We start from the raw sequence: 23311 nt of genomic DNA on the forward strand, positions 1-23311 counted from the left end.
TCACGGTTGGTTCGGTCGTCGGGGTGGGGTACGGCGGGCCCGGCCGCGCCGGGCGGCGGCGCGCAGCGCGGCGCGAGCCAGTTCCGGCCGGTCGGCGGCGCCGTCGAGGCTGGCGGCGAGAGCCCGCACGGTCGGGTGGCGGAACAGGTCGAGCATGGTGATCGAGCGGCCGGTGGCCTCGGTGAGCCGGGCGTGCACCGCGGCCAGGGCCATCGAGTGGCCGCCGATGTCGAAGAAGTTGTCGGTGACCCCGACCCGGTCCCGGCCGAGCACCTCCCGCCAGATGCCGGCGATCAGCTCCTCGGTGGCGGTGAGCGCGTCGGGCCCGGTGGGCAGCGGGACCCGGGCCGGCTCCGCGGCGGCGACGGTCATCGCGCCGAGGGCGGCCACCCGGACCGCCGGCCGGGGCAGCGCGGTGGCCACCTGGTCGGCCGGCGCGTCCGGGGCGGCGGCCAGGGCGCCGACCAGGGCGGCCAGGTCGGCCAGGAGCGCCTCGATCCGGCCGGTGTCGAACAGGTCCGGGTTGTGCACCACCTCGACGCCGGTACGGCCAGCCCGTTCCACGACGTAGACGGTGAGGTCGAAGGGCGAGCCGGGTTTCGGCACCGGCACCGGCTCGCCGGCCAGGCCGGGCAGGGCGAGCCGGGGCGGGACGAAGTTGAGCACGTTGAACAGCACCTGCACCAGCGGGGCGCGGGAGGTGTCCCGGCCGACGCCGAGCGCCTCGACGATCCGTTCGAGGGGGGCGCCGGGGTGCCCGGTCACCTCGTGCAGCTCGGCCGCGCAGCGGTCGACCAGCTCGGCGAAGCTGGCCCCGCCACTTCGGACTCGGACCGGCACGGTGTCGATGAAGAAGCCGATGACGTCGTCGAAGGCGGCCAGCCGCCGGTCGGCGACGATCGCGCCGAGCACGTGGTCGTCGGCCCCGGTGAGCCGGCGCAGCAGCTCGCCGAAGCCGGCCAGGAGCACGGCGGCGACGGTGGTGGAGCGCCGGCCGGCCAGCTCGCGAACCGCCCGGTCGGCGGCCTCGGCGAGCAGCACCGCCGCCTCGACGCCGGCGTAGGTCTGCACGGCCGGGCGGGGACGGTCGCGGGGCAGGTCGAGCACGGTCGGCGCGTCGGCCAGGTGCTCGGTCCACCAGGCCAGGTCGGCCGCGCCCCGGCGACGGTCCCGGTCGGCCCGCCAGCCCGCGTAGTCGGCGTACGTGGCGGGCAGCGCGGGCAGGGCCGGCGGCTCGCCGGCGACCACGCGGGCGTACGCGCGGGCGAGGTCGTCGTAGAGCAGCGCCTCGGACCAGCCGTCGAACACCGCGTGATGCATGGTCAGGGCGAGGACGTGCTCGGCTGCCCCGAGCCGGTAGACGGTGACCTGCCAGGGCGGCCCGGTGGCCAGGTCGAACGCGTGCCCGGCCCCGGCGGCCAGCATGCTGGCCAGCTCCGCCTCGGCGTCGGCGGCCCCGGTCAGGTCCACCACCGGCACGGCCACGTCGGTCGGCTCCTCGCCCACGGCGTACGGCACACCGCCGGTCTGCGGGATCCGCCAGCGCAGCACGTCATGGCGTTGCGCCACCGCGCGCAGCGCGGCGCCGAGCGCGACGGTGTCCAGCGGCCCGCGCAGCCGGTGCGCGACCGCGATGTTGTAGGGCGCGCTGGACGGAGCGAGCTGGTCCATGAACCACAGCCGCCGCTGCGGCGGGGAGAGCGTGGGCGGGTTGCCGGTGGTCAGCCCGTCGCCGTCGGCGGGGGTGGCGGCGCGGACCCGGTCGAGCAGCGCGGCGAAGGTCCGGCCGGTGAACACGTCCCGGGTGTCGACCTGTCGGCCCAGCTCAGCGCGGAGCGCGGCGACCAGCCGCATCGCGGCGATCGAGTTGCCGCCGGCGGCGAGGAAGTCGCTGCCCGGACGAGGTGCCGCGCCGAGCAGCCGAGCCCAGAGCCGCCGGACGGCGGCCTCGACCGGGTCGGCGCCGTCCGCCGGCTCCGGCGGGTCGGCCGGCTCGGCGGGGCCGGCCCCGGCGAGGTCGCGCAGCGCCGGCCGGTCCAGCTTGCCGGTGGTCGGGCTGACCGGCAGCGCGGCCAGCCGCACCGTCCGGGCCGGCAGCATCGCGGTGGTCAGCCGGGCTCCGGCGTACACCCGCAGCGCGTCGTCGTCGGGGGCGTCGGCGGGGGTGAGGAAGGCGACCAGTTCGGTGCCGGCCGGTCCGGGCACCGCCTCCACGGCGACCCGGTCGACGCCGGGGTGCCCGGCCAGCACCGCCTCGACCTCGCCCAGCTCGATCCGCTGGCCGCGCACCTTGACCTGCCGGTCGGCCCGACCCAGGTAGACGATTCGGCCGTCGGGCGCCTGGCGGACCAGGTCCCCGGTGCGGTACAGCCGCTCGCCGGGCCGGTCACCGAACGGGTCGGGGACGAACCGCTCGGCCGTCAGCCCGGGCCGGTTGAGGTACCCGTCGGCCAGGCCGGGCCCGCCGATCAGCAGCTCACCGGTCTCGCCGGGCGGCACCGGGCGCAGCTCGGCGTCCACCACGTATGCGCGGTGGTTGGGCAGCGGGCGACCGATCGGCACCGGGTCGCTGTCCGCGGCGGTGAGGTCGCCGCTGAGCGCCAGCACCGTGGTCTCGGTGGGGCCGTAGCCGTTGAGGAAGCGCCGGCCGGGGGCCCAGCGGGCGACCAGCTCGGCGGGCACCGCCTCGCCCCCGCAGAGCACCACCCGCCAGGACGGCACGTCCGCCGGGTCGAGCAGAGCGAGCACGGTCGGGGTGATGAAGCCCCAGGTCACCTCGTGCGCGGCGACGAACCGGGCCAGCCGGACCGGGTCGGCCCGGTCGTCGGTGCCGAGCAACTGCACCGCGCCGCCGAGCAGCAGCGGCACGAACAGGTCCATGGTGGCCGCGTCGAAGCCGAGCGAGGCGATGCCGAGGCTGCGTACGGCCGCGTCGGCGCCGGTCAGCGCGGTGACCCCGGTGACGAACTCGACCACGTTGCGGTGGGTGGTGAGCACCCCCTTCGGCCGGCCGGTCGACCCGGAGGTGAACAGCACGTACGCCGGGTCGCCCGGGCGCGCCGGGCAGGGCGCGAGCGGGGCCGGACCGGGCAGCCCAACCGTCTCGACGACTGCTCCGGGTCGCGGCGTGGCGTCAGACACGCCGAGCCGGAGTGGTCGTCCGCCGGGCTCGGCACCGAACTCGGCCGCCGCGGCGTCGCCGACCACCACCCGTACGCCGGCGTCGCGGGCGATCTCGCGCAGCCGCGTACGGGGGCCGCCCGGCTCGAGGGGCACGTAGCAGCCGCCGGCCAGGAGCACCCCGAGCACGGTGACCACCAGATCGGGGGTGCGCGTGCCGCACACGCCGACCCGGTCTCCCCGGCCGACTCCGCGCTCGCGCAGCGCGGCGGCCACCCCGGCGGCCCGGTCGAGGAGTTCGGCGTAGGTGAGCCGGTCGTCCCACTGCCGCACGGCCACCGCGTCCGGGGTGCGGGCCGCCTGGGCGATGATCAGGTCGGCGATGGTCGCGTCCGGCCAGGGCAGCGCCTCGCCGGTCGCGGCGCTGGCGGTCAGGATGTCGGTCACCGGTGGTCTCCCCGAGCTGGATCGGTGATCTGCAGGCGCAGTTCGTTGACGTAGCCGCGCCCCTGCGCGTCGGTCACCCAGGAGCGCTCCGGGTCGGGCAGCAGCTCGCTGACCACCACGGCCACGTCGGGGCCGGTGCGCGCGGCGGCGTCGACCATCGCGCACAGCGACTGCGCGTACAGCGGGCCGGTCAGGTCCACGTAGCAGGGCTTCACCTCGGTGCCGACCTTGACGAAGACCCGCTCGGGCAGGCCGAGCCGGTGCCGCCAGCGGCGTACCGCGAGGTAGCGCTCCGGCTCGCCGGCGACGCCCGCCAGCCCGCACTCGGCCACCGTGGTGCGCCAGGTGCGCCGGACGACGACCAGCCGGTCGATGGTGATACGGGGCGTGTGCGGGGCGGCGTCGAGCAGCTTGAAGCTGTCCAGCAGCAGGGCGGCGAGGAGGTTGCCGAACACCTCGGTCAGTGGCCAGCGTCGCCCGTCGGGGAACGCCGCGACGAACTCGGCTCCCACGCGTTCGACGAACACGGCGGTGGCCGGCACCATCCGGTCGAGGTCGGCGCCCCGGACGGTGTCGATGCCGATCTGCCGGTCCTGGGGGGCAGTCAGCTCGTACGTGGTGCGGGTGGTGGTGCGCGGGAAGTTCGCCGGATAGAGCACCCGCAGCCGGACCGGTCCCAGGTCGGCGTCGAGCCCGGCGCGCAGCTCGGCGGGGTCCGGGTGGAACGGCGTGAGCACCACGCTGTCGAAGGTGGCCAGCGCCGGGTGCAGCTCGCCGAGGACGAGCAGGAAGTCGCCGCGGTTGAGCGCGTCCAGGTCGGCGGCGGCGATCTGCACGTCGGGGCTGTGGATCCGGGCGGACGGCCAACCGGGCCCGGGGGCGGCGAACAGCTCGGCGGCCCGGGCGGCCAGGTCGGCGCTACGCAGGTTCAGCTCGGCCTGCCCGGGCGGCACGTCGGCCAGTCCGAACAGCTCCCGGCAGCGGGCGGTCAGCCCGGCGGCGGCCCGGTGCAGCGGGCCGTCCGGCGCGAGCAGCATTCCCTGCGCGGGCGCCCACACGTCGGCGAGCCGGACCGGTCCGTCCCCGGCGAGCTCGTCGTGCAGGTCGGCGACGACCGCGGTGCAGCCGGCGCCGACCTCGGCCGTCAGCCAGCGGGCCGCGGTCAGGACCACGGCCAGCGGGGCGGCCAGCGCGTCGCGTACCGCCCGGCCGACCTGGACGTCGAGGTCCCGGGCGCTCTCCTCGTAGACGATCGTGCGGCCGGCGTACATCTGGCCGGCGTGCCGGGTCGCAGCCTGCCCCGTGATCGCGGTGAACTCGGTGTTCAGCGCGGCCAGCGCGGCACCGAGGCGGTCCGGCTCGCCGGCCGCGGCCGCCACCGCGTCCCGGGCGGCCCGGAGCCGGTCGAAGTCGGCGCCGGCCGCCGCCCGGGCCGCCGGATCACCGATCGCCGCGATCCGCTCGGCCAGCACCTGCTCGGCGGCGGGGCTGGTGGGCAGGGCGGCGTCCCAGGCGAGCAGGCCCCGCTCGACCAGCCGGTCGAGCAGCAGGAAACCGTCGTCGGCGGTCCGCAGGCCGCCCTCGGCGCGGACCCGCTCCACCAGCTCCACCGCCGGCGTCCGGCCGTCGCACCCGGTCAGCAGCCGGGCCTCCAGCGGGGCCAGCTCGACGGACGGGTGCAGCGGCCGGAGCAGCCGGTGCCCGTCCACCGTCAGGTGCGGCGGCCGGGCAGGCGGCCACCAGCTCCGCACCGCCAGGTCGGCGCGGAGCCGGTCGGCGTACGCGGCCAGCGCCCACGCCTCGAAGTGCACCCGGCGGCGGCGGACCAGGCCGGGGCCCGGCGCGATCCGGGTCCCGGCGCGCTCCGGTTCCAGCACGCCCCAGCACACCGGCCCGAAGAAGCCGATGGTCTCCGCCTTGCCGCAGTAGCGCTGCCAGTAGCGCAGCAGGGCGATCTCCCGCTTGCGGCGGGGCTTGTTGCGCACCGCCGGGTCGGTCCGCAGCAGCCCGTCCAGGGCCGTCAGCATGTCCGGGTTCTGCCAGGTCACCGCCTCACGCAGCAGGGGGTCCGCGGCGATCTCGCCGGCCGTGACGGACCCGTCGGCGAACGCCTCCCGCAGCGCCTTGTCGAACGCCTCCCGGATGCCCTCCCCGGCGAGCAGTGCGTCCGCCGCGGCCGCGGCCTCCGGGGCGGCGAACCGGGCCAGGCCGGCGGCCGGGAAGCCGGCGGTGCGCAGCACCACGTCCCGCCAGACCGACCAGCCCGTCCGCCCGAGCGGCAACAGGTGATTCATCGGGGGTCCGTCCCCTGGGTGTCCACGATGTGCAGCCGCAGCTCGCTGAAGTAGCGGCGGCCGGCCACGTCGGGCACCCACGCCTGGTCCGGCGTGGGCAGCATCTCGCTGACCATCAGCGACACGCCGTCGCCGCCGTCGACCCGGGCAGCCCGGACCATGGCGCAGAACATGTTCGCGAAGGCGGGGCTGCCCAGGTCCACGAAGCAGGGCTTGGTCTCGGTGCCGAGCTTGACGTAGACCTGCTCGGGCAGGCCGAGCCGGCGGCGCCAGTCCCGGACGGCGAGGAACCGCCCCCGCTCGCCGGTCGCCGTGGCCAGGCGGCTCTCCCCGACCGTGGTCCGCCAGGTCTGCCGCGCCACCACCAGGTTGTCCAGTGTGATCCGGGGGGTGTACGGGGCGGCGGCGACCAGCTTGAACCCGTCGACCGCGTGCGCGCTGAGCAGCTCGGCGAAGATCTCGGTGAGCGGCCAGCGCTGGCCGTCGGAGGCGGTGGCCACGAGCTGCCCGTCGACGTCGGTGACGGTCAGGTCCACGGTGGGCAGCACCCGGCCCGGCTCGCCGCCCGGGGCGGCCTGGAAGGCGAGATGCCGGTCGGTCGGGCCGGCCAGCGACTCCGAGGTACGGCTGGTCCGGCGCGGCCAGTCGGTCGGGAAGAGCAGCCGGATCCGCCGCTCGCCCAGATCCTCGGCGAGCGCCGCGCGCAGCCGCTCGACGTCGGGATGCGAGGGGGTGAAGACCGCGCAGTCGAACGACGACCAGGCGGCGTGCAGCTCCCCGAGGACGACGCGGTACTCGCCGCGGCGCAGCGCCTCCGCGTCCGTGGCGCAGATCTGCAGGTCGGGGCTGTGCATCACGGCGTTGGACCAGTCCGGCCGGGCGCCCGGGAAGACCTCGTCGATCCGGTCGGCCAGGTCGGCGACCCGCAGCCGCACGTCGGTGGTGCCGGGCGGCAGCGCGTCCAGCCCGAACAGCCCGGCCCAGCGGGCGGCGAACTCGGCGGCGACGGCGTCCACCGGCCGCTCGCCGCCGCCCCAGAACAGGCCCTGCGTCAGGAACCACAGGTCGGCCAGGGCCACCGGCCCGCCGTCCGCCTCGGCGCGCAGCTCCTCGTAGAGCCCCCGGAACACCTCCCCGTACGCGTCGGCCAACGCGTTGGCCATCCACCGGGCGGCGCGCAGCAACACGTCCAGCGGGGCGGCGAGCACGGCGAGCAGCGGCGCGCCGAAGACCACGTCCAGGTCGCGGGCCGTGTCCTCATAGCAGATCGTCCGGCCGGCGTACATCTGGCCGGCGCGGCGGCTGGCCGGAACCCCGGTCAGCTCGGTGAACGTGCCGTCGAGGGCGTCGAGGGCAATACGCAGCCGCTCCGGGTCGCCGGCCGCGGCGGCGACGCTGTCCCGCGCGGCACACAGCTGGTCGAACCCGGCCCGGGCGGCCGCCCGCGGCTCCGGATCGCCGATCGCCTCGATCCGGGCGAGGAGCACCCGCTCGGCGTCCGGACTGACCGGCAGAGTCGCGTCCCAGGTGATCAGTTCCCGCTCCACGAGGCGGTCGAGCAGGGCGTACCCGTCGTCCGGCCGGCGCAGCCCGACGGCCGGGTCGGCCACCAGGTCGGCGGCGGACCGCTGACCGTCGGCCGCGGCGAGCAGCGCGGCCTCCACCGGGGACAGCGGCACCGGCGGGCGCCCGGGGCGCAGCACCGTGCGGTCGCGGATCGCGAGCTGCGGGCGCAGCATGGGCGGCCACCAGCGGCGTACGGACAGGTCGGCGCCGATCCGGTCGGCGTACGCGGCCAGCGCCCAGGACTCGAACCACACCCAGCGGCGGCGGGTGAGCCCGGTGCCGGGGCGTACCCGGACGGCCTCCGGCTGGTCGGGGTCGAGGGTGACCCAGCAGCTGGGCCCGAAGAAGCCGACCGTCTCGTTCTTCCCGCCATAGCGCTGCCAGTACTTGAGCAGCGCGCGTTCCCGGTCCCGGCGCCGCACGTTGCGGGGCGCGTCGCCGCCGCCGCGGACCAGCCCGTCCAGCGCCACCAGCGCGCCCCGGTTCTGCCAGGTGACCGCCTCGCGCAGCAGCGGGTCGGCGGCCAGCTCGCTGAGCCGGTGGGCGGCGGCGCGGACGGCCTCGTCGAACTCCTTGTCGTACCGGTCCTCGCCGGTCTCGCCGGCGAGCAGCTCGTCCGCCGCCGCGGCGGCCCGGGGGGCGGAGAGGAGGTCGAGTCCGGCGGCCGGGAAGCCGGTGGTCCGCAGGATGGCGTCGCGCCAGACCGACCAGCCGGTGCCACCGAGTGGCACCCGGTGTGCGCCCGCCGGGGCGACGGCCACCTCGGGGGCCGGCGGGTTCGCGGCGGCCGGGGCGGCGGTGGCAGCCGGTGACGCCCGATCGGGCCGGGGGGCGGCGACCGCGGCGGCCAGGTCGGTGCGGATCGCCGCCAGCAGCTCGGGGAGCCCGTCGTTCAGGAAGAAGTGTCCGCCCTCGACATCGCGGAGGGTGAACCCGGCGGCGGTGTGCTCCGCCCAGGCCGCGCTGTGTGCGCGGGTCACCGCCCGGTCGTGGAGGCCGCTGAACGCGACGATCGGCACCGGCAGCGGCTCGCCGGGGACGTACCGGTAGCTGTCCACCCGACCGAAGTCGGCCCGCAGCAGCGGCAGCAGCAGCTCCACCAGCTCGGGGTGGTCGAGCAGCTCGGCGGGGAGGCCGCCGCCCTCGCCGAGGCGGCGCAGCAGTTCCTCGTCGTCCACCCGGGACAGCCCGTCGAAGAGGCTGGGGGCGGTGACGTGCGGGGCGCGGGCGCCACCGACGTACAGCCGCAGCGGCAGGGGCGCGCCGGACCGGCGCAGCTCCCGGACCGCCTCGAACCCGACCCGGCCGCCCATCGAGTGGCCGTAGACGGCGTACGGGCGGTCGGCCCGGGACGCGATGGCGGCGGCCACGTCGGCGACGGTGAAGCGCGGATCCTCGCTGATCCGGTTCTCCCGGCCGGGCAGCTGCACCGCCAGCACCTCGACGTCCGGGCCGATCCCCTCCTGCCAGCGCCGAAACGCGCTCGCGCCGGCGCCGGCGTAGGGCAGGCAGAACAAGCGTGCCGGCGCCTGGGGTCGGCTTCCGGCGGAGACGAACCAGTTCACCGTGGGCCTTTCTGCACAGGGTCGATCCAGTACCGCTGACGCGCGAACGGATAGGTGGGCAGCCCGGTACGGCGGACCGTGCCGGCGGGATGCAGGGCGTCCCAGTCGACGTCCCGCCCGGCCACCCAGTCCGCCGCCAGTTCGCGCAGCGCGCCGCCTTCCCCGGCGATCCGGGCGCCGGTGTCGAGCAGCAGGTCCAGCGCGGCGAGCGCGCCGGGCAGGTCGGCGGCGACCACGGCGGCCCGGTGCCCGAACGCCCGCCGGCCGAGCGCCAGGGTGGCGGCCACCTCGGGCAGTGCGGGGGCGCCGCCGGCCAGGTGGGCCCGCAGCCGGGTGAGCGCGGCGCGCAGCGCGGCCGACGTACGCGCGGACACCGGCAGCAGCCACGGACCGGCGCCTGGGAAGCCGATCCGGTCGTCCGGGGGCGGCTGCTCCACCACCACGTGCGCGTTGGTGCCGCCGAGCCCGAAGGCGCTGACCCCGGCCACCCGGCGCGGGTCACCGGGCCAGTCCCGCGCCTTGGTGGGCACGTAGAACGGGCCGGCGGCCAGGTCGATCTCCGGGTGCGGGCGGGTGAAGTGCAGGTTGGGCGGGATCACGCCGTGCCGGACGGCGAGCACCGCCTTGATCAGTCCGGCGATCCCGGCGGCGGCGTCGAGGTGACCGATGTTGGTCTTCACCGAGCCGAGCGCGCACGACTCGGCGGGGGCACCGGCGTACACCTCGTGCAGCGCGGCGACCTCGATCGCGTCGCCGAGCGGCGTACCGCTGCCGTGTCCCTCGATGAACCGGACCTCGCCGGGGGCGACCTCGGCGGTGGCGAGGGCGTTCGCGACCGCGGCGGCCTGGCCGGCCGGTCCGGGTACGGCGAAGCCAGCCCGGTCCGGGCCGTCGTTGGTGACCGCCCAGCCCGGCAGCACGGCGTAGATCCGGTCCCCGTCGGCCTGCGCGTCGGCGAGCCGGCGCAGCGCGACCACCCCGGCGCCGGAGCCGAAGCCGGATCCGTCGGCGCCCTCGTCGAAGGCGCGGCACCGCCCGTCCGGGGAGGCCAGCCCGCCGGGGGTGTGCCGGTGCCGGGGCCAGGTGACCGTGACGCCACCGGCGAGGGCGAGGTCGCACTGGTAGTCGGCGAGACTCTGCGCGGCGACGCAGACCGCGACCAGGGAACTGGAGCAGGCGCTCTGCACGGCGAGGGCCGGCCCGGTCAGCCCCAGCCGGTACGCGACCTGCCCGGGCAGGTGGTCGGTGAACTGCCGGCCGATCAGCCGGGCCTCCCAGTCGTCCGGATCCACGTCACCGACCACGGCCGGGTTGTCGAGCAGGTGGAACAGGAAGTACCGGTTGGCGGAGGTGGCCGAGTAGACCCCGATCAGGCCGGGGAACCGCTCGGGATCGTGCCCGGCGTCCTCAAGGGCCTCCCAGGCGGTCTCCAGGAAGAGCCGGTGCTGCGGGTCGGTCCGGGCGGCCTCGTCGGCGCCGAAGGAGAAGAATTCGGCGTCGAAGTCGGCCACCCCGTCGAGCCGGCCGGTCGCCCGGACGTGCCGAGGGTCGTCGCGCAGCCCCGGTCCGATGCCGAGGGCGGCCAGCTCCTCGTCGTTGTGATCGTGAATGGAGTCGACGCCGGTGCAGAGGTTCCACCAGAAGGTGGCCACGTCGGGGGCGCCCGGGAAGCGCCCGGCCAGCCCGACCACGGCGATCTCTTCGCCGGTGTACTCCCGTGCCGCGGTGGCCGGCGCGACCGGCGCGGGCAGCACCGGCGCCCGGACCGCCTCGGGCGGGGCGTCGAGCAGCGCCGCCTGGCCGGCCACCGTCGGGTGGTCGAAGAGGCGCAGCATCGGCAGCCGGACGCCGAACCGCTCGGCCAGCCGCTGCTGCACCTGCCCGAGGAGCAGGGACTGCCCGCCCACGTCGAAGAAGCTGTCGGCGCGGCCGACCGCGTCCCGGCCGAGCACCGCGCACCAGATGTCGTGCACGACCCGCTCGGTGTCGGTGGCCGGGGCCGCGTCGGTCGACAACGCGCTGGCCGGAGCGGGCAGCGCCCGCTCGTCCACCTTGCCGGTGACGGTCAGCGGGAACTCGTCGAGCACCACCACCGCACGGGGCAGCGCGTAACCGGGCAGCGCCGCGGCGAGGGCGGCCCGCAGCGCCGACGGGTCGGCGCCGGCCGGCCGGACGTACGCCAGCAGCTCGCCGTCGCGGGCGATGGCGCGCACGCCGGCCACGCCGGGCTGGGCGGCGAGCACCGCCTCGATCTCGGTCAGCTCGACCCGGTGCCCACGCACCTTGACCTGCCGGTCGAGCCGGCCGAGGCAGACCAGCTCCCCGCCGGGCAGCAGCCGGCCCAGGTCGCCGGTGCGGTACGCCCGGACGCCGCCGCCCTCGTCGACGAACCGGTCGCTGTCCTGGTTGAGGTAGCCCGGGGCAACGAACGGACTGCGCACCACGATCTCGCCGGTGTCGGGCCGGAGCAGCAGCTCGTAGCCGGGGAACGGGGTGCCGATCGGCAGCGGGCCGCCGGCGGCCGGATCCAGCTCGGACAGTCGGGTGACGTACCGGGCGACGAAGGTCATCTCGGTGGCGCCGTAGCCGTTGACCAGCTCGCATCCGGGGGCGAACCGGCCCCGGCCGCGGGCCGCGTCGGCGTAGGTTGCCTGCTCGCCGCCGAGCAGCACCACGCGGACCGCGTCCAGCCGCCGCTCGCCGAGGGCGTCGAGCAGATGGCGGTAGACGGTGGGCGTGCAGTGCAGCACGGTCGCCCGGTGCCGGCCGAGCTGCTCGACGGCGTACGCGAGCCCCTGCCGGCGCAGGTCGACCGGCACCACCGCGGCGCCGGTGAGCAGCGCCGGGTAGAGGTCGGGGATGGCGGCGTCGAAGCTGAACGAGGCGAGCAGGCTGAGCCGGTCGGCGGGGCCGACGGCCAGCGCGTCGATCTGGTTGTCGACGACGTGCGCCAGGTTGCGGTGGGTCTGCCCGACCGCCTTGGGCACCCCGGTCGAGCCCGAGGTGAACAGCACGTACGCGAGCGCGTCCGGATCGACCGGGACCGGCCGCAGCGGGGCGGGCGGTACGTCGTCCAGCGGCACCACGGCCAGCCCGTCGGCCAGTACGCGGGCCAGCGCGCGGTGCTCGGCGGCGCAGGCGAGGGCACTGACCCCGGCGGCGGCGAGCATGTGGCGCAGCCGGTCGGCCGGGAAGCCCGGGTCGAGCGGCACGTACGCGCAGCCGGCGGCGAGGGTGCCGAGGAGCGCCGCGACGGTCGGCACGCCGTGCGCGGTGAGCAGGGCGATCCGGTCGCCGGGTCGGGCGCCGGCGGCGACGAGCGCGGCCGCGTGTCCCCCGGCGGCGCCGGCCAGTGCGGCGTAGCTGACCTCGTGGGCCTCGCCGAGCAGGGCCCGACGATCACCCTGATGTGCCGCGACCGCGGCAAAGCGATTGACGATCAACGAATCGGCCATGTCAGGGAGCTGGCGTTTCCCTGCAGACGGCAGGCGCGCAGCAATCGACCAATGTGATCATGATCCCCCCCAGGACTTCACACTGGAGTCAGAATAGAGCTCGATATCTCGATGGAACCCGCATCGATCGATGTCGAGCCGAAGGGACGATGAGCAACCTGGAACCTCGGACGGCCGAAACAGTCCGATCATCCCTCTAGCGTGAAGACAATCTCCGGCGTAGGCATCTACCGACGAGTAATTCTCCGGTGAAACCGCCGTAAAGGCGCGGAATCTCCGCCGTCGCGGCCCCTTCGCCGCAGCTCAACCCGTGCTGTCGGGGAGCGGTCGTCAGTCATCGTACGGCGGATGCGGGATCGGGTCGACCATCGCGTCGAACCCCTTCGGCAGTTGCGCCACGAGGTCCTGGAACTCGCCGACCGTCACCGCCTCGCGCAACGTGGCGAGCACCGCGCGGGTGCCCACCTCGGCGACCGCCGGGTCCACCCCGGCGCGCTCGGCCACCCGGTGCAGGAAGGTGACTGCTCCCCCGGTCACGCCGCCGTCCGTCGGGGCGGTGAGGTAGCCGCTCAGCTCGCCCGGCACCTGCGCGGCCAGCTCCTCGGCCTCGCCCCCGGTCACCCGGTCGGCGAGGGTCTGCAGCACCGCGCGGGAGATCGTCGCGGCCTGCTCGGTGGGCAACTCGGCACGGCGGGACACCGCCTCGACGAATCGGGGAAACCGCACGCCGCCTCCTGTCGTCGCCGCCCGCCGCCGGGCCTCCGGCGACTCCAGCTCGACGCGCCCGACGGGCGGACCGACCTGGAGCCGCCGTCGGTTACCCGCGGCCGGTGGCGGCAAACGGCGGTCACCGCCCGGCGACCACCGCCGGGTCGGCCCCGGCCGGGGCCGGCAGGTCGTCCGGTGTCGGGAAGTCCCGGGTCCGCCACACCGGCGAGCAGCGGGTGACCAGCGCCGCCGCGGCCATCCCCAGCGCGGCCAGCGCGAGGTACGCCGGCGCACCCAGCAGGCCGGTCAGCGCGCCGCCGAGGGCCGCGCCGAGCGGCATCGCCCCCCAGATCACGAACCGGCTGGTGGCGGTCATCCGGGACAGCATCGCCGGAGGCGTGGCGGCCTGCCGGAGGCTGACCGCGTTGACGTTGTACAGGCCGCTGGCGAAGGCGTTCACGGCCAGGCCGGCGCCGATGCCCAGCGGGTGCGGCACCAGCGCCAGCACCGCACCCACCTGAAGCACCGCCGCCGTGGTGATTGCCCGCCCGACGCCGAGGCGGGCGCGGGCCCGGCCGGCCACCGCCGCGCCGAGCAGGTAGCCGACGTTGGCGCCGGCGACCAGCAGGCCGACCGTGGCGGCGGGCAGGCGCAGTTCGCGGACCGCGTACACCAGCAGCATGGCCAGGAACCCGGCGTGCCAGAGGTTGGTCAGCCCGGAGCAGAGGGTCAGCGCTCGCACCACCGGGTTCCGCAGCACGAAACGGATCCCGCCGGCGGCGTCCCGCCACATGCCGTCGACGCCGGGAGCGGCCCGGCGGGCCAGCCGGGGCGTGCGGGCGAGGAACAGGGCCGAGACGACGAAGCTGGCCACGTCGAGCAGCAGGGCGACCGGCGCACCGAGCGCGCCGACCAGGACACCGGCCAGGCCCGGTCCGGCGGTCTGTCCGACCGCCCGGGTCGCCTCCAGGCGGGCGTTCGCGTCGGCCAGCCGCCCGGCCGGCACCACCTCCGGCACCACGGCAAAATACGCGACGTCGAACAGGACCGTGCCACAGCCGACGAGCAACGCCACCACCACGAGCTGGGCGAGGGTGAGCAGCCCGGCCGCCCAGGCGAGCGGCACGCTGGCCAGCAGCAGCGCCCGGACGAGGTCGGCGGCGACGAGCACCGCGCGGCGCGGCAGCCGGTCCACGATCGCGCCGGCCGGGATGCCGAGCAGCAGGTACGGCAGGGTGGTCGCGGCGGTCAGCACGGCGACCCCGGTCGGTCCCGCGCCGAGCACGGTCAGCGCCGCGAGGGGCAGCGCCACGGTGGTGACGTGGGTGCCGAGGGTGCTCACCGCGTCGGAGAGCCAGAGCCGACGGAAGGTGGCGTGCCGCCAGAGGGCGGCGGAGTTGACGGTCATGCGGGCAGCGTCCGCCGCGTATTCCGGAAGTCGGGCGGGCCGGATTGTCACGGTGACAATCCGGCGGCGGCCGGGCGGCCGTGGCGCTAGATTGTCACGGTGACAATCTGGGAGCCGGCGGCGCTGTCCGGGGCTGTTCCCCGCTACCTGGCGCTCGCCGACGCGATCGGCGCGGACATCGCGGCCGGCCGGCTCGGCCCCGGTGAGCGGCTGCCGCCGCAGCGGGAGTTGGCCCGGCGGCTCGGCGTCACGATCGCTACCGTCGGCCGCGCCTACCAGGTGGCCGCCCGACGCGGACTGCTCACCGGCGAGGTCGGCCGGGGCACCTTCGTCGCCCCGGCGCCCACCTCGCCGGCCCCCGACGCGGCGCCGGCGCTCGACGTGGCCACCGTGCACCCGCCCGGGCACGGCCCGGTGCACCGTGCCGTCGCGCCGATCCTGCACCGGATCGCCGCCGACCCCCTGGCCGTCGGCGCCGAGGACGCCGACGCGGCCCGGCACCGGATCGCCGGCGCCCGCTGGATGGCCCACGCCGGCTGGCGACCCGACCCCGGGACGGTGGAGGTGACCGCCGGCGGGCAGCACGGTCTCGCGGCCGCGCTGGCCGCCCTCGCCCAGCCCCGGCACGTGGTGGTCACCACCGAGCTGACCAACCCCGGGCTGCTCGCCGCCGCCCGGCTGCTCCGCGTCGAGCTGGCCACCGTGCCCAGCGACGCCGACGGACCCCGGCCGGAGGCCGTCGACCGGCTCTGCGCCCGCCGCCGGGTCGCCGCGCTGCATCTGCACCCGACCCTGCACAACCCCACCGGGCTCACCATGCCGGCCGGCCGCCGCCAGGAGATCGCCGCCGTCGCCGCCGCCCACGACCTCACCGTCATCGAGGAGGACCCGTTCGGGGCGCTGCTGCCCGACCGACCGCCACCGGTGGCCGCCTGGCACCCGCGTACGGTCCACCTGACCGGCATCACCAAGACCCTCGCCCCCGGCCTACGGATCGGCTACCGGTACGCCCCGGCGGCCCTCGCCGAGCCGCTACGCGCCGCCGCCCGGGCGATCGCCTGGGCGCCCGCGCCACTGGTCGCCGAGGTCGCCACCCAGCTCGTGCTGAGCGGGAACGCCCACCGGCTCGCCGCCGCCCGAGCCGCCGAGCTGGCCGGCCGCGCCGCGCTCGCCCGGGAACTGCTCGGCGACCGGGTCTCCGCCCCCGGGCCGGCCCCCTTCGCCTGGGTGGGCCTCGACCACGACGCCGAGGCGGTCACCGCGCTGGCCCGCCGCCGGGGCGTCGCGGTCGCCGGCGCCGACGAGTTCGCCGCTCGGCGCGGCGCACCGGCCGGCCTGCGGGTCAGCCTCAGCGCCGACGAGGACACGGTCCGCACCGCGCTGCGTGCCCTGGCCCGGCTGCTGCCCGGCTAGAGCACCTTGCTCCCGGATCCCTTTTCTCCCGCCCGAGTTCCGCCACAGCTGCGCGCGTCCAGCGATGTCCTCCCCGTGCAGGAGCACCTCCACGCAGCCCATGGCCGCGAAGCCCTCCGGATGCGGATGGGCGGGTCGGTAACATCCGGGCCATGGCCCCCACCACGCACCCCGGCGCCTGCCCGCTGGACTGCCCCGACACCTGCGTCTGGCAGCTCACCGTCGCCGACGGCCGGGCCGTGGCCCTGCGCGGTGACCGCGACCACCCGTTCACCCGTGGGGCGCTCTGCGGCAAGGTCAACCGCTACCTCGACGCGGTCAACGGGCCCGACCGACTGACCACCCCGTACGTGCGGACCGGGCCGAAGGGCGTCGGGCAGGTCTCGTACCGGCCGGCGAGCTGGGCCGAGGCGGTCGACCGGGTGGCCGCCGGACTGCGCGCGAGCATCGACCGGGACGGCCCGGAGGCGGTTCTCCCCTACTACTTCGCCGGCACGATGGGGCACGTGCAGGGCTGGAGCATGGGCCCGCGGCTGTTCGCGTACCTGGGCGCATCGCGGCTGGACACCACCATCTGCACCGCCGCGTCGCGGGCGGGGCTGCGCTCGGTCTACGGCGGCTCGGTCGGCTTCGAGCCGGAGTCGATCGTGGACGCGAAGCTGATCGTCCTCTGGGGGGCCAACCCGCTCGCCACCAACCTGCACCTGTGGCCGTTCGTGCAGCAGGCCCGGGAGCGTGGCGCATACCTGGTCACCATCGACCCGCTGCGCACGGACACCGCGGCGCGCAGCGACGAGCACGTGGCCCCGCTGCCCGGCACCGACGCGGCGCTGGCGCTCGGGCTCATGCGGCACGTCCTTGACACCGGCGCGGCCGACGAGGGGTGGCTGGCGGCGCACACCGTCGGCTGGCCGGCGCTGGCCGCCCGGCTCGGCGAGTGGCCGGTGGAGCGGGCCGCCGCCGAGTGCGGCCTGCCCGTCGAGGTGGTACGCCGCCTCGGCGAACGGATCGCCACGACCCGGCCCACCGCGGTCCGGGTCGGGCTGGGCCTGCAACGGCACCACGGCGCCGGCCAGGCGATCCGGGCGATCTGCGCGCTGCCGCTGGTCACCGGCGACTTCCGGTACCCGGGCGGCGGCGGCCTGGTGTCGACCAGCGGGCACCACCCGATCGACGAGGAGCCGGTCGTCCTCCCCCCGGACATGCCGGCCCCGCCCGCCCGGACGCTGAACATGAGCCGGCTCGCCGCCGTGCTCACCGGGGAGGCCGACCCACCGGTGACCTCCCTGGTGGTGTTCAACGCCAACCCGGCGGCCACCGCCCCCGACCAGACCCGGCTGCTCGCCGGCCTGCGCCGCGACGACCTGTTCACCGTCGTGCTGGAGCAGCGCTGGACCGACACCTGCGACTTCGCCGACGTGGTGCTGCCGGCCACCATGCAGCCCGAGCACCTGGACCTGCACTCCTCCTACGGCCACCACTACACGACGCTGAACCTCCCGGTCACCCGGGCGCCCGGCGAGGCGCTGCCGAACACCGATATCTTCCGCCGCATCGCCGCCGCGCTCGGCATCGACCACCCGCGGCTGCGGGACAGCGACGAGGACCTGGCCCGGCAACTGCTGCGCGGCACCCCGGTCAGCTTCGAGGAGCTGTGCGAGCGGACGTACGCCCGGACCACGGGGGTGGCGGTCGGCTCCGCTCCGTACGCCGAGGGCGGATTCCCCACCCCGGACGGCCGGGCCCGACTGCACGACCCGGCGCTCGCGCGGCACGGGGTGGACCCGCTTCCCGGCTACACCCCGCCGGTGGAGGCCGCGGACCCGGAGCTGGCCCGCCGGTTCCCGCTGGTCCTCATCGCCCCGGCCGGCCGGTTCCTGATGAACTCCACCTTCGCCTCGCTGCCCTGGCACGCCCGGCGGACCGGGCCGCCCCGGGTGCACCTGCACCCCGACGACGCGGCGGCGCGCGGCCTCGCCGACGGCGACGCGGTACGCGTCCACAACGACCGGGGCGCCTTCCTGGCCGCGGTCGCGGTGGACGACGCGACCCGCCCGGGGTTGGCGTTCACCTACAAGGCCTACTGGGCGCGGTTGAGCCCGGGCCGGGCCACCGTCAACGCGGTCACCGCCGTGCGGGACACCGACCTGGGCGGTGCGCCGACGTTCCACGACTGCCGGGTCGAGGTCGAGCCGGTGCCGGCCGAGCTGCTGACCGCGGAGCCGCCCCACGACGCGGCGGCCGCACCGGCCGAGCCGTCGCCCGAGGTGGCCCTCACCTGACTGCCGGTTCGCGGCACGGCACTCACAAGATCAGTTACGGTGACGGCATGGCTAAACCGACCCGCTGGGTGACCGACACCGAGCCCGGGCACTCGCAGTGGTACATCGACCGGTTCCGCCGGCTTGCCGCCGAGGGGGCCGACCTGGCCGGCGAGGCGCGGCTGCTGGACGCGCTGGTGCCGCCGCGCGCCCGCATCCTGGACGCCGGCTGCGGCACCGGCCGGGTCGGCGCCGCGCTGGCCGACCGGGGGCACACGGTGGTGGGCGTGGACGCCGACCCGATGCTGGTCGAGGCCGCCCGCGCCGACCACCCCGGCCCGCGCTGGCTGGTCGCCGACCTGGCCGAGCTGGACCTCGCCACGCAGGGCGAGCCCGAGCCGTTCGACGCGGCGGTGGTGGCCGGCAACGTGCTGGCGTTCGTCGCCCCGGGCACCGAACAGGCGGTGCTGGCCCGGATCGCCGCGCACGTCCGGCCGGACGGGCTGGTGGTGGTCGGCTTCGGCACCGGGCGGGGCTATCCGCTCACCGACTTCGACGCCGACGCGGTGGCGGCCGGGCTCCGGCTGGAGCACCGCTTCGCCACCTGGGACCTGCGCCCCTGGCGGGACGACGCGGACTTCGCGGTGACCGTGCTGCGCAGGCCCACGGACTGATCCGCCCTGGCTGTGGGCCTGCCGCCCAGGGCAGCGCAGCGGCCGCCCGCCGCCCCGTCGTTGCCGGTCAGGCCGGGGCAGCGACCGTCCGGGCGGCGGCCGGATCGAGCGGGCTGCCGGCCGGGACCAGGCTGACCAGGCTCGCCGGCAGCCGGACCGGGCGCACCCCGCCGTAGCCGAGCATGCCGAGCACGTCCGCGCCGGTGAGCACGTGCCGCCGGCCGAGGTCGGTGACGACGCAGATCGCGCCTCCCGTGGCGCCGGGCGCTGGGGCGGACTCCACGACCGCGGCCCGCCCCGGTTCGATCACCACGTGGTCGGCGAGCCCGCCCCGGCCGGCCGACGGGTGTGCGGCGGCGGAGAGGTCCGGCGGCTGCGCGCCCACCCGGACGTCGCGTACGCCGCGGTCGTCGCCGGCCCCGACGCAGAGCGCGCCACCGTCCACGGTGGCCAACCGGGGCGGCACGGCCGGTGGGGCGGTCGGCCCGGTGGGCACCCGGTCGGGAAGCTGGGGCAGGGCGGCGAAGCGGCCGAGGGTGATCGGCTTCGGGTCGCCCTGGCCGGTACGGGCGAGCAGCAGCGCGGCCTGAAGCTCGGTGACGCCGGCCAGGCCGTCCCGCTCGGCCACCGCGTACTGGCGGCCACCGCCGGAGTTGCGGACCAGGTAGACGTCACCGACGGTGGCGCCGTCGACCCGGTCGGAGGGCTCGCCGAGGTCGGGTACCGCGGGCGGGGCCAGGTCGGCGCCGGCGGGCACGGTGTTGAGCAGCGCCGCGGCGACGGGCACCGCCCGGGCGCGGGTCGCGGCCAGCGCGGCCAGCACCCGGTCGGGATCGCGGAGCAGGTAGCGCCGGCCGTGCCAGAGCAGGTGCAGGGTGTGGTCCGGGTGGCCCAGCAGCAACGCCTGCTCGCCGAGCGGCCGGCCGCCGGTGGCGTCCCGCCCGATCAGCAGCGCCGAGCGGGCATCGGTCCGCCCCGCCTCGGGGTCGTCGACCGAGCAGACCGTCCACGTGCCGGTGGCGAGCCGGCCGGGCGAAGGCAGGGAGTCCGGGGCGTCGGCGATGCCGAGCGGCAGGCCGCGCGGCACGCCGTCGATGGAGCGGCGGGAGACCAGGACGGTCTTCGGCTGATCCGCCCCGATGATCAGCAGGGCGGAGGCGTAGTTGAGCACCGGGTGGAGTTTCTCCTCCCGGTAGACGAACCGCGCACCGGACTCCTTCTCCACGATGACCGCGTCCGGGTCGCGCCAGGAACTGCCCCCGCCGGCGAACAGGCCGTACAGGGCGACGCCGCCGAGCGCGATCACGGCGACCAGCACGCTGGCCAGGCCCGCGCCGGCCAGTCGCCGCAACGGCGACTGCGCGGGGTCGGTCTCCCGCATGACCAGCGCGGCGACCGCCCGCTGGACGGCGAACTGGTACGAGTGGAGCTGGTCCTGCCGCGACGGCATCGGGTCCCTTCCGAGGAGATCGTCGCGGCACAGGATAAGCGCTGCGTCGATCCCTCGTGGACCCTGCGTGTCGCCGGAGCGCCCCGGTCCGGGTCAGGCGGTGCCCCGGCCGGCGTGCGTCTCGACCATCCGCAGCGCGACGAGCAGGCCGGAGGCGGCGGTGAGCGCCGCCACCGCCACGGTGGCGCCCCGGATGCCGGCGAGGTCCGCCAGCAGCCCGGCCGACAGGGCGCCCACGGCGAATCCGGCGTCGCGCCACAGCCGGTAGACACCCACCGCGCGAGCGCGCCAGGCCGGGTGCGCGACGTCACCGATGGCAGCCAGCAGGGCGGGATACACCATCGCGGTGCCGACGCCGAGCAGAACCGTGGCGGCCGCCCAGGTCCCGAAGGTGTGCGCGCCGGCGACCAGGCCGAGCGCCGCGGCCTGGGTGAGCATCCCGACGACGATGAGGGGTTTGCGGCCGAGCCGGTCGGAGAGCGGGCCGGTGAGGATCTGGCCGAGGCCCCAGAACGCGGGATACAGGGCCGCCAGCAGGCCGATCCGGGGCAGGGAGAGGCCCGCGGCGGCGAAGAGCACCGGGAACAGCCCCCAGGCGAGCCCGTCGTTGAGGTTGTTCACCAGGCCCACCTGGCTGACCGAGCCGAGCGTCGGTTCGCGCCAGCTGACCAGTTCGAAGATCTGCCGGGTGGTGAGACCCTGCTGGGCGCCGCCCTGGTGGCTGGCCGCCTCGTGGTGGGCGTGGTCCCGCGTCTCCCGGACCAGGAGCAGCGACAGGCCCAGGCCCACCGCGACGTACGCGGCGCCCAGCAGGAACGGCGCCGGTCGCAGCCCGTACCGGGCGGCGAGGGCCCCGGTCGCCAGCGCGGTGGCGGCCACCGCGAGGTAGCCGGCGGCCTCGTTCAGGCCCATCGCGAGGCCGCGCCGGCGCGGCCCGACGAGGTCGATCTTCATGATCACGGTGGTGGACCAGGCGAGGCCCTGGTTGACGCCGAGCAGCACGTTGGCGGCGATCACCCACCACCAGGTGGGGGCCCAGATGAGCATCAGGGGTACGGGGACCGCGGCGAGCCAGCCGGCCAGCAGCACCGGCTTGCGCCCGTACCGGTCGGAGAGGGCGCCGGCGAAGAAGTTCGTCACCGCCTTGGTGGCGCCGAAGGCGAGGATGTACGTCAGGGCGGCGGTGTAGGCGGCCAGGTGGAACTCCCGCTCGCCGAGCAGCGGCAGCACGGTGCGTTCGGTGCCGAGCACCCCGCCCACCAGCGCGTTGACCGCGACGAGCAGGAGGAACTGGGCGGCGTTCGCCCGCAGCCCCAGCCTCGGCCCGACGGGCGCGGCGGTCGTCTCCACCGGATGTCTCCCTTGGTCGTCTCGTGGGTGGCCGGGCCGGTGACCGGGGGCCGGCCCCCCGGTCACCCGCCGTCGCCGTGTCCGCCGCGCAGTGTCAGGCGGCGGCGGTGTCGAGCAGGGTCCGCCAGGCGCCGTAGCCGCCGAGCAGGTCGGAGACGTCCGGTCGGCCGGCGTTGCGGAGCAGGCTGGCCGCGACCGAGGAGCGGTAACCGCCGGCGCAGTGCACGACCACCGGCCGGTCCGTCGGCACCTCGTCGAGACGCCGGGTCAGCTCGGCCAGCGGGGTGTGCCGGGACCCCTCGACGGTGCCCTGCTCGCGCTCACCGGCGTTGCGCACGTCGAGCACCACCGGCGGTACGGCCGAGTCCCGCGCCGCGCGAAGTTCGGTGGCGGTGAGCCGGCTGGCCCGGGTCAGGTCGGCGGCCAGCTCGACCAGGGCCGCCTCCGGCTCGCGCAGGTAGCCGACCACCCGGTCGAAGCCGATCCGGGCGAGCCGTACGACGATCTCCTCCTCGCGGTCCTGCGGCGCCACCACGAGCACCCTGCGGTCCGGGGTGACCACGCTGCCGGCGGTCTCGGCGAACCGGCCGTCGGCCGGAATGTTGATCGCGCCGCGCAGGTGGCCGGCCGCGAACTCCTGCGGATCCCGGGCGTCCACCACCACCGCGCCCTCGTCGCGGGCCCGGGCGAACTCGGCGGCGTCGAGCGGACGCGGGGCCCGGCTGTGGTCGAACAGCTCGCGGGCCTTGCGGTTGAGCACCGCGTCGAAGGCGAAGTAGCCGGGCGCGGCGGGCTGGCCGCCGGTCACCAGGGCGAGGAACTGTTCCTGGCTCATCGGGGTGCAGGCGTAGTTGGTGCGACGCTGCTCGCCGATGGTGGACTGCCGCTGGGTGGAGAGGTTCTTGCCGCAGGCCGAGCCGGCGCCGTGGGCGGGGAAGACGCGCACCTCGTCGGGCAGGCCCATGAGCTTGCGCTGGACGCTGTCGTAGAGCATCCGGCCCAGTTCGTCGGCGGTCACGCCGAGCGAGGCGAGCAGGTCGGGGCGGCCCACGTCACCGATGAAGAGGGCGTCACCGGTCAGCACCCCGTAGGGCACCGCGTCGTCGGCGTGCTCGTAGACCAGGATGCTGACGGACTCCGGGGTGTGGCCCGGGGTCTCCATGATCTCGACGGTGACGTCACCGAGGCTGACCCGCTCGCCGTCGGCGAGCTTGCGGCTCGGGTACTCCGTCTCGGCGCGCCGCCCGTAGCCGATCCAGGCGCCGGTGGCCGCCGCGACCTCCAGGTGACCGGCGAGGAAGTCGGCGTGGAAGTGGGTGTTGATCACCCCTTCGATGGTCAGGCCGTGCGCTCGCGCGTCGGCCAGGTACTCGTCGATGTCGCGCCGGGGGTCGACGAGCACCGCCCGCCCGGTGGCCTCGTCACCGATCAGGTACGACGCCTGGGACAGGCAGTCCAGGTAGTACTGGGTGAACAACATGTGCCGAACTCCTTCTCAGCGATGACCGGCGATGCACTCACAGTAGCGCATACCCCCGGGGGTATATTCCGACGACTCGGCGACACCCGACGCCGGGTCACAGCGGGAATCCACCGAGAA

Annotated in this window: 12 protein-coding genes; 3 read left to right on the plus strand and 9 right to left on the minus strand. The window is 76.3% G+C overall.

Features of this window, described 5'->3' with window-relative positions; translation table 11 throughout:
• The 6 genes from ACNAVT_RS22255 to ACNAVT_RS22280 all read right to left on the minus strand — a co-directional run bounded on the left by ACNAVT_RS22255 (window position 1) and on the right by ACNAVT_RS22280 (window position 14563).
• Window positions 1-3567, minus strand: coding sequence for an amino acid adenylation domain-containing protein (locus tag ACNAVT_RS22255; RefSeq protein WP_416299074.1), 3567 nt, complete (start codon window positions 3565-3567; stop codon window positions 1-3).
• A complete protein-coding gene (locus tag ACNAVT_RS22260; protein ID WP_416299075.1) occupies window positions 3564-5861 on the minus strand; it encodes a lantibiotic dehydratase in 2298 nt (765 codons plus the stop codon). The genes ACNAVT_RS22255 and ACNAVT_RS22260 overlap by 4 nt, the downstream gene beginning before the upstream one ends.
• Window positions 5858-8992, minus strand: coding sequence for a thioesterase domain-containing protein (locus ACNAVT_RS22265; RefSeq protein WP_416299076.1), 3135 nt, complete (start codon window positions 8990-8992; stop codon window positions 5858-5860). The genes ACNAVT_RS22260 and ACNAVT_RS22265 overlap by 4 nt, the downstream gene beginning before the upstream one ends.
• The gene (locus ACNAVT_RS22270) at window positions 8989-12447 is read right to left on the minus strand and encodes an AMP-binding protein (protein WP_416299077.1); all 3459 of its coding nucleotides are present in this window, start codon (window positions 12445-12447) and stop codon (window positions 8989-8991) included. The genes ACNAVT_RS22265 and ACNAVT_RS22270 overlap by 4 nt, the downstream gene beginning before the upstream one ends.
• 330 nt (window positions 12448-12777) lie before the next feature.
• Window positions 12778-13173 (minus strand): DUF2267 domain-containing protein, encoded by a 396-nt coding sequence (locus tag ACNAVT_RS22275; RefSeq protein ID WP_416299078.1) that lies wholly within the window; start codon window positions 13171-13173, stop codon window positions 12778-12780.
• A 121-nt stretch (window positions 13174-13294) separates the two neighbouring features.
• Complete coding sequence (locus ACNAVT_RS22280) at window positions 13295-14563, minus strand: MFS transporter (RefSeq protein ID WP_416299079.1); 1269 nt, start codon at window positions 14561-14563, stop codon at window positions 13295-13297.
• A 99-nt stretch (window positions 14564-14662) separates the two neighbouring features.
• On the opposite strand from ACNAVT_RS22280, the gene ACNAVT_RS22285 reads away from it, so the two are divergent.
• The 3 genes from ACNAVT_RS22285 (at window position 14663) to ACNAVT_RS22295 (ending at window position 18911) form a co-directional block, all read left to right on the plus strand.
• Window positions 14663-15976, plus strand: a complete 1314-nt coding sequence (locus ACNAVT_RS22285) for a PLP-dependent aminotransferase family protein (protein WP_416299080.1) — start codon at window positions 14663-14665, stop codon at window positions 15974-15976.
• Between the two features lie 152 nt (window positions 15977-16128).
• Window positions 16129-18258, plus strand: a complete 2130-nt coding sequence (locus tag ACNAVT_RS22290; protein WP_416299081.1) for a molybdopterin-containing oxidoreductase family protein — start codon at window positions 16129-16131, stop codon at window positions 18256-18258.
• A 47-nt stretch (window positions 18259-18305) separates the two neighbouring features.
• The gene (locus ACNAVT_RS22295) at window positions 18306-18911 is read left to right on the plus strand and encodes a class I SAM-dependent methyltransferase (protein WP_416299082.1); all 606 of its coding nucleotides are present in this window, start codon (window positions 18306-18308) and stop codon (window positions 18909-18911) included.
• A 67-nt stretch (window positions 18912-18978) separates the two neighbouring features.
• Here ACNAVT_RS22295 and eccB read toward each other — a convergent pair whose 3' ends face one another.
• The 3 genes from eccB to ACNAVT_RS22310 all read right to left on the minus strand — a co-directional run bounded on the left by eccB (window position 18979) and on the right by ACNAVT_RS22310 (window position 23191).
• On the minus strand, window positions 18979-20361 hold the full coding sequence (eccB, locus tag ACNAVT_RS22300) for a type VII secretion protein EccB (protein ID WP_416299083.1): 1383 nt from the start codon (window positions 20359-20361) through the stop codon (window positions 18979-18981).
• Window positions 20362-20454: 93 nt separating this feature from the next.
• Window positions 20455-21711, minus strand: a complete 1257-nt coding sequence (locus ACNAVT_RS22305; RefSeq protein WP_416299084.1) for an MFS transporter — start codon at window positions 21709-21711, stop codon at window positions 20455-20457.
• Window positions 21712-21805: 94 nt separating this feature from the next.
• The gene (locus ACNAVT_RS22310; RefSeq protein WP_416299085.1) at window positions 21806-23191 is read right to left on the minus strand and encodes an MBL fold metallo-hydrolase; all 1386 of its coding nucleotides are present in this window, start codon (window positions 23189-23191) and stop codon (window positions 21806-21808) included.
• Window positions 23192-23311: the final 120 nt, after the last annotated feature.

This window comes from Micromonospora sp. SL4-19 (assembly GCF_047921475.1).
Taxonomy (GTDB): domain Bacteria; phylum Actinomycetota; class Actinomycetes; order Mycobacteriales; family Micromonosporaceae; genus Micromonospora.

Excerpts from the sequence above, each read along its gene's own strand:
- ACNAVT_RS22260 (WP_416299075.1), bottom strand. The coding sequence starts at position 5,861 with ATGAATCACCTGTTGCCGCTCGGGCGGACGGGCTGGTCGGTCTGGCGG.
- eccB (WP_416299083.1), bottom strand. The coding sequence starts at position 20,361 with ATGCCGTCGCGGCAGGACCAGCTCCACTCGTACCAGTTCGCCGTCCAG.
- ACNAVT_RS22295 (WP_416299082.1), top strand. The coding sequence starts at position 18,306 with ATGGCTAAACCGACCCGCTGGGTGACCGACACCGAGCCCGGGCACTCG.
- ACNAVT_RS22310 (WP_416299085.1), bottom strand. The coding sequence starts at position 23,191 with ATGTTGTTCACCCAGTACTACCTGGACTGCCTGTCCCAGGCGTCGTAC.
- ACNAVT_RS22290 (WP_416299081.1), top strand. The coding sequence starts at position 16,129 with ATGGCCCCCACCACGCACCCCGGCGCCTGCCCGCTGGACTGCCCCGAC.
- ACNAVT_RS22280 (WP_416299079.1), bottom strand. The coding sequence starts at position 14,563 with ATGACCGTCAACTCCGCCGCCCTCTGGCGGCACGCCACCTTCCGTCGG.
- ACNAVT_RS22270 (WP_416299077.1), bottom strand. The coding sequence starts at position 12,447 with ATGGCCGATTCGTTGATCGTCAATCGCTTTGCCGCGGTCGCGGCACAT.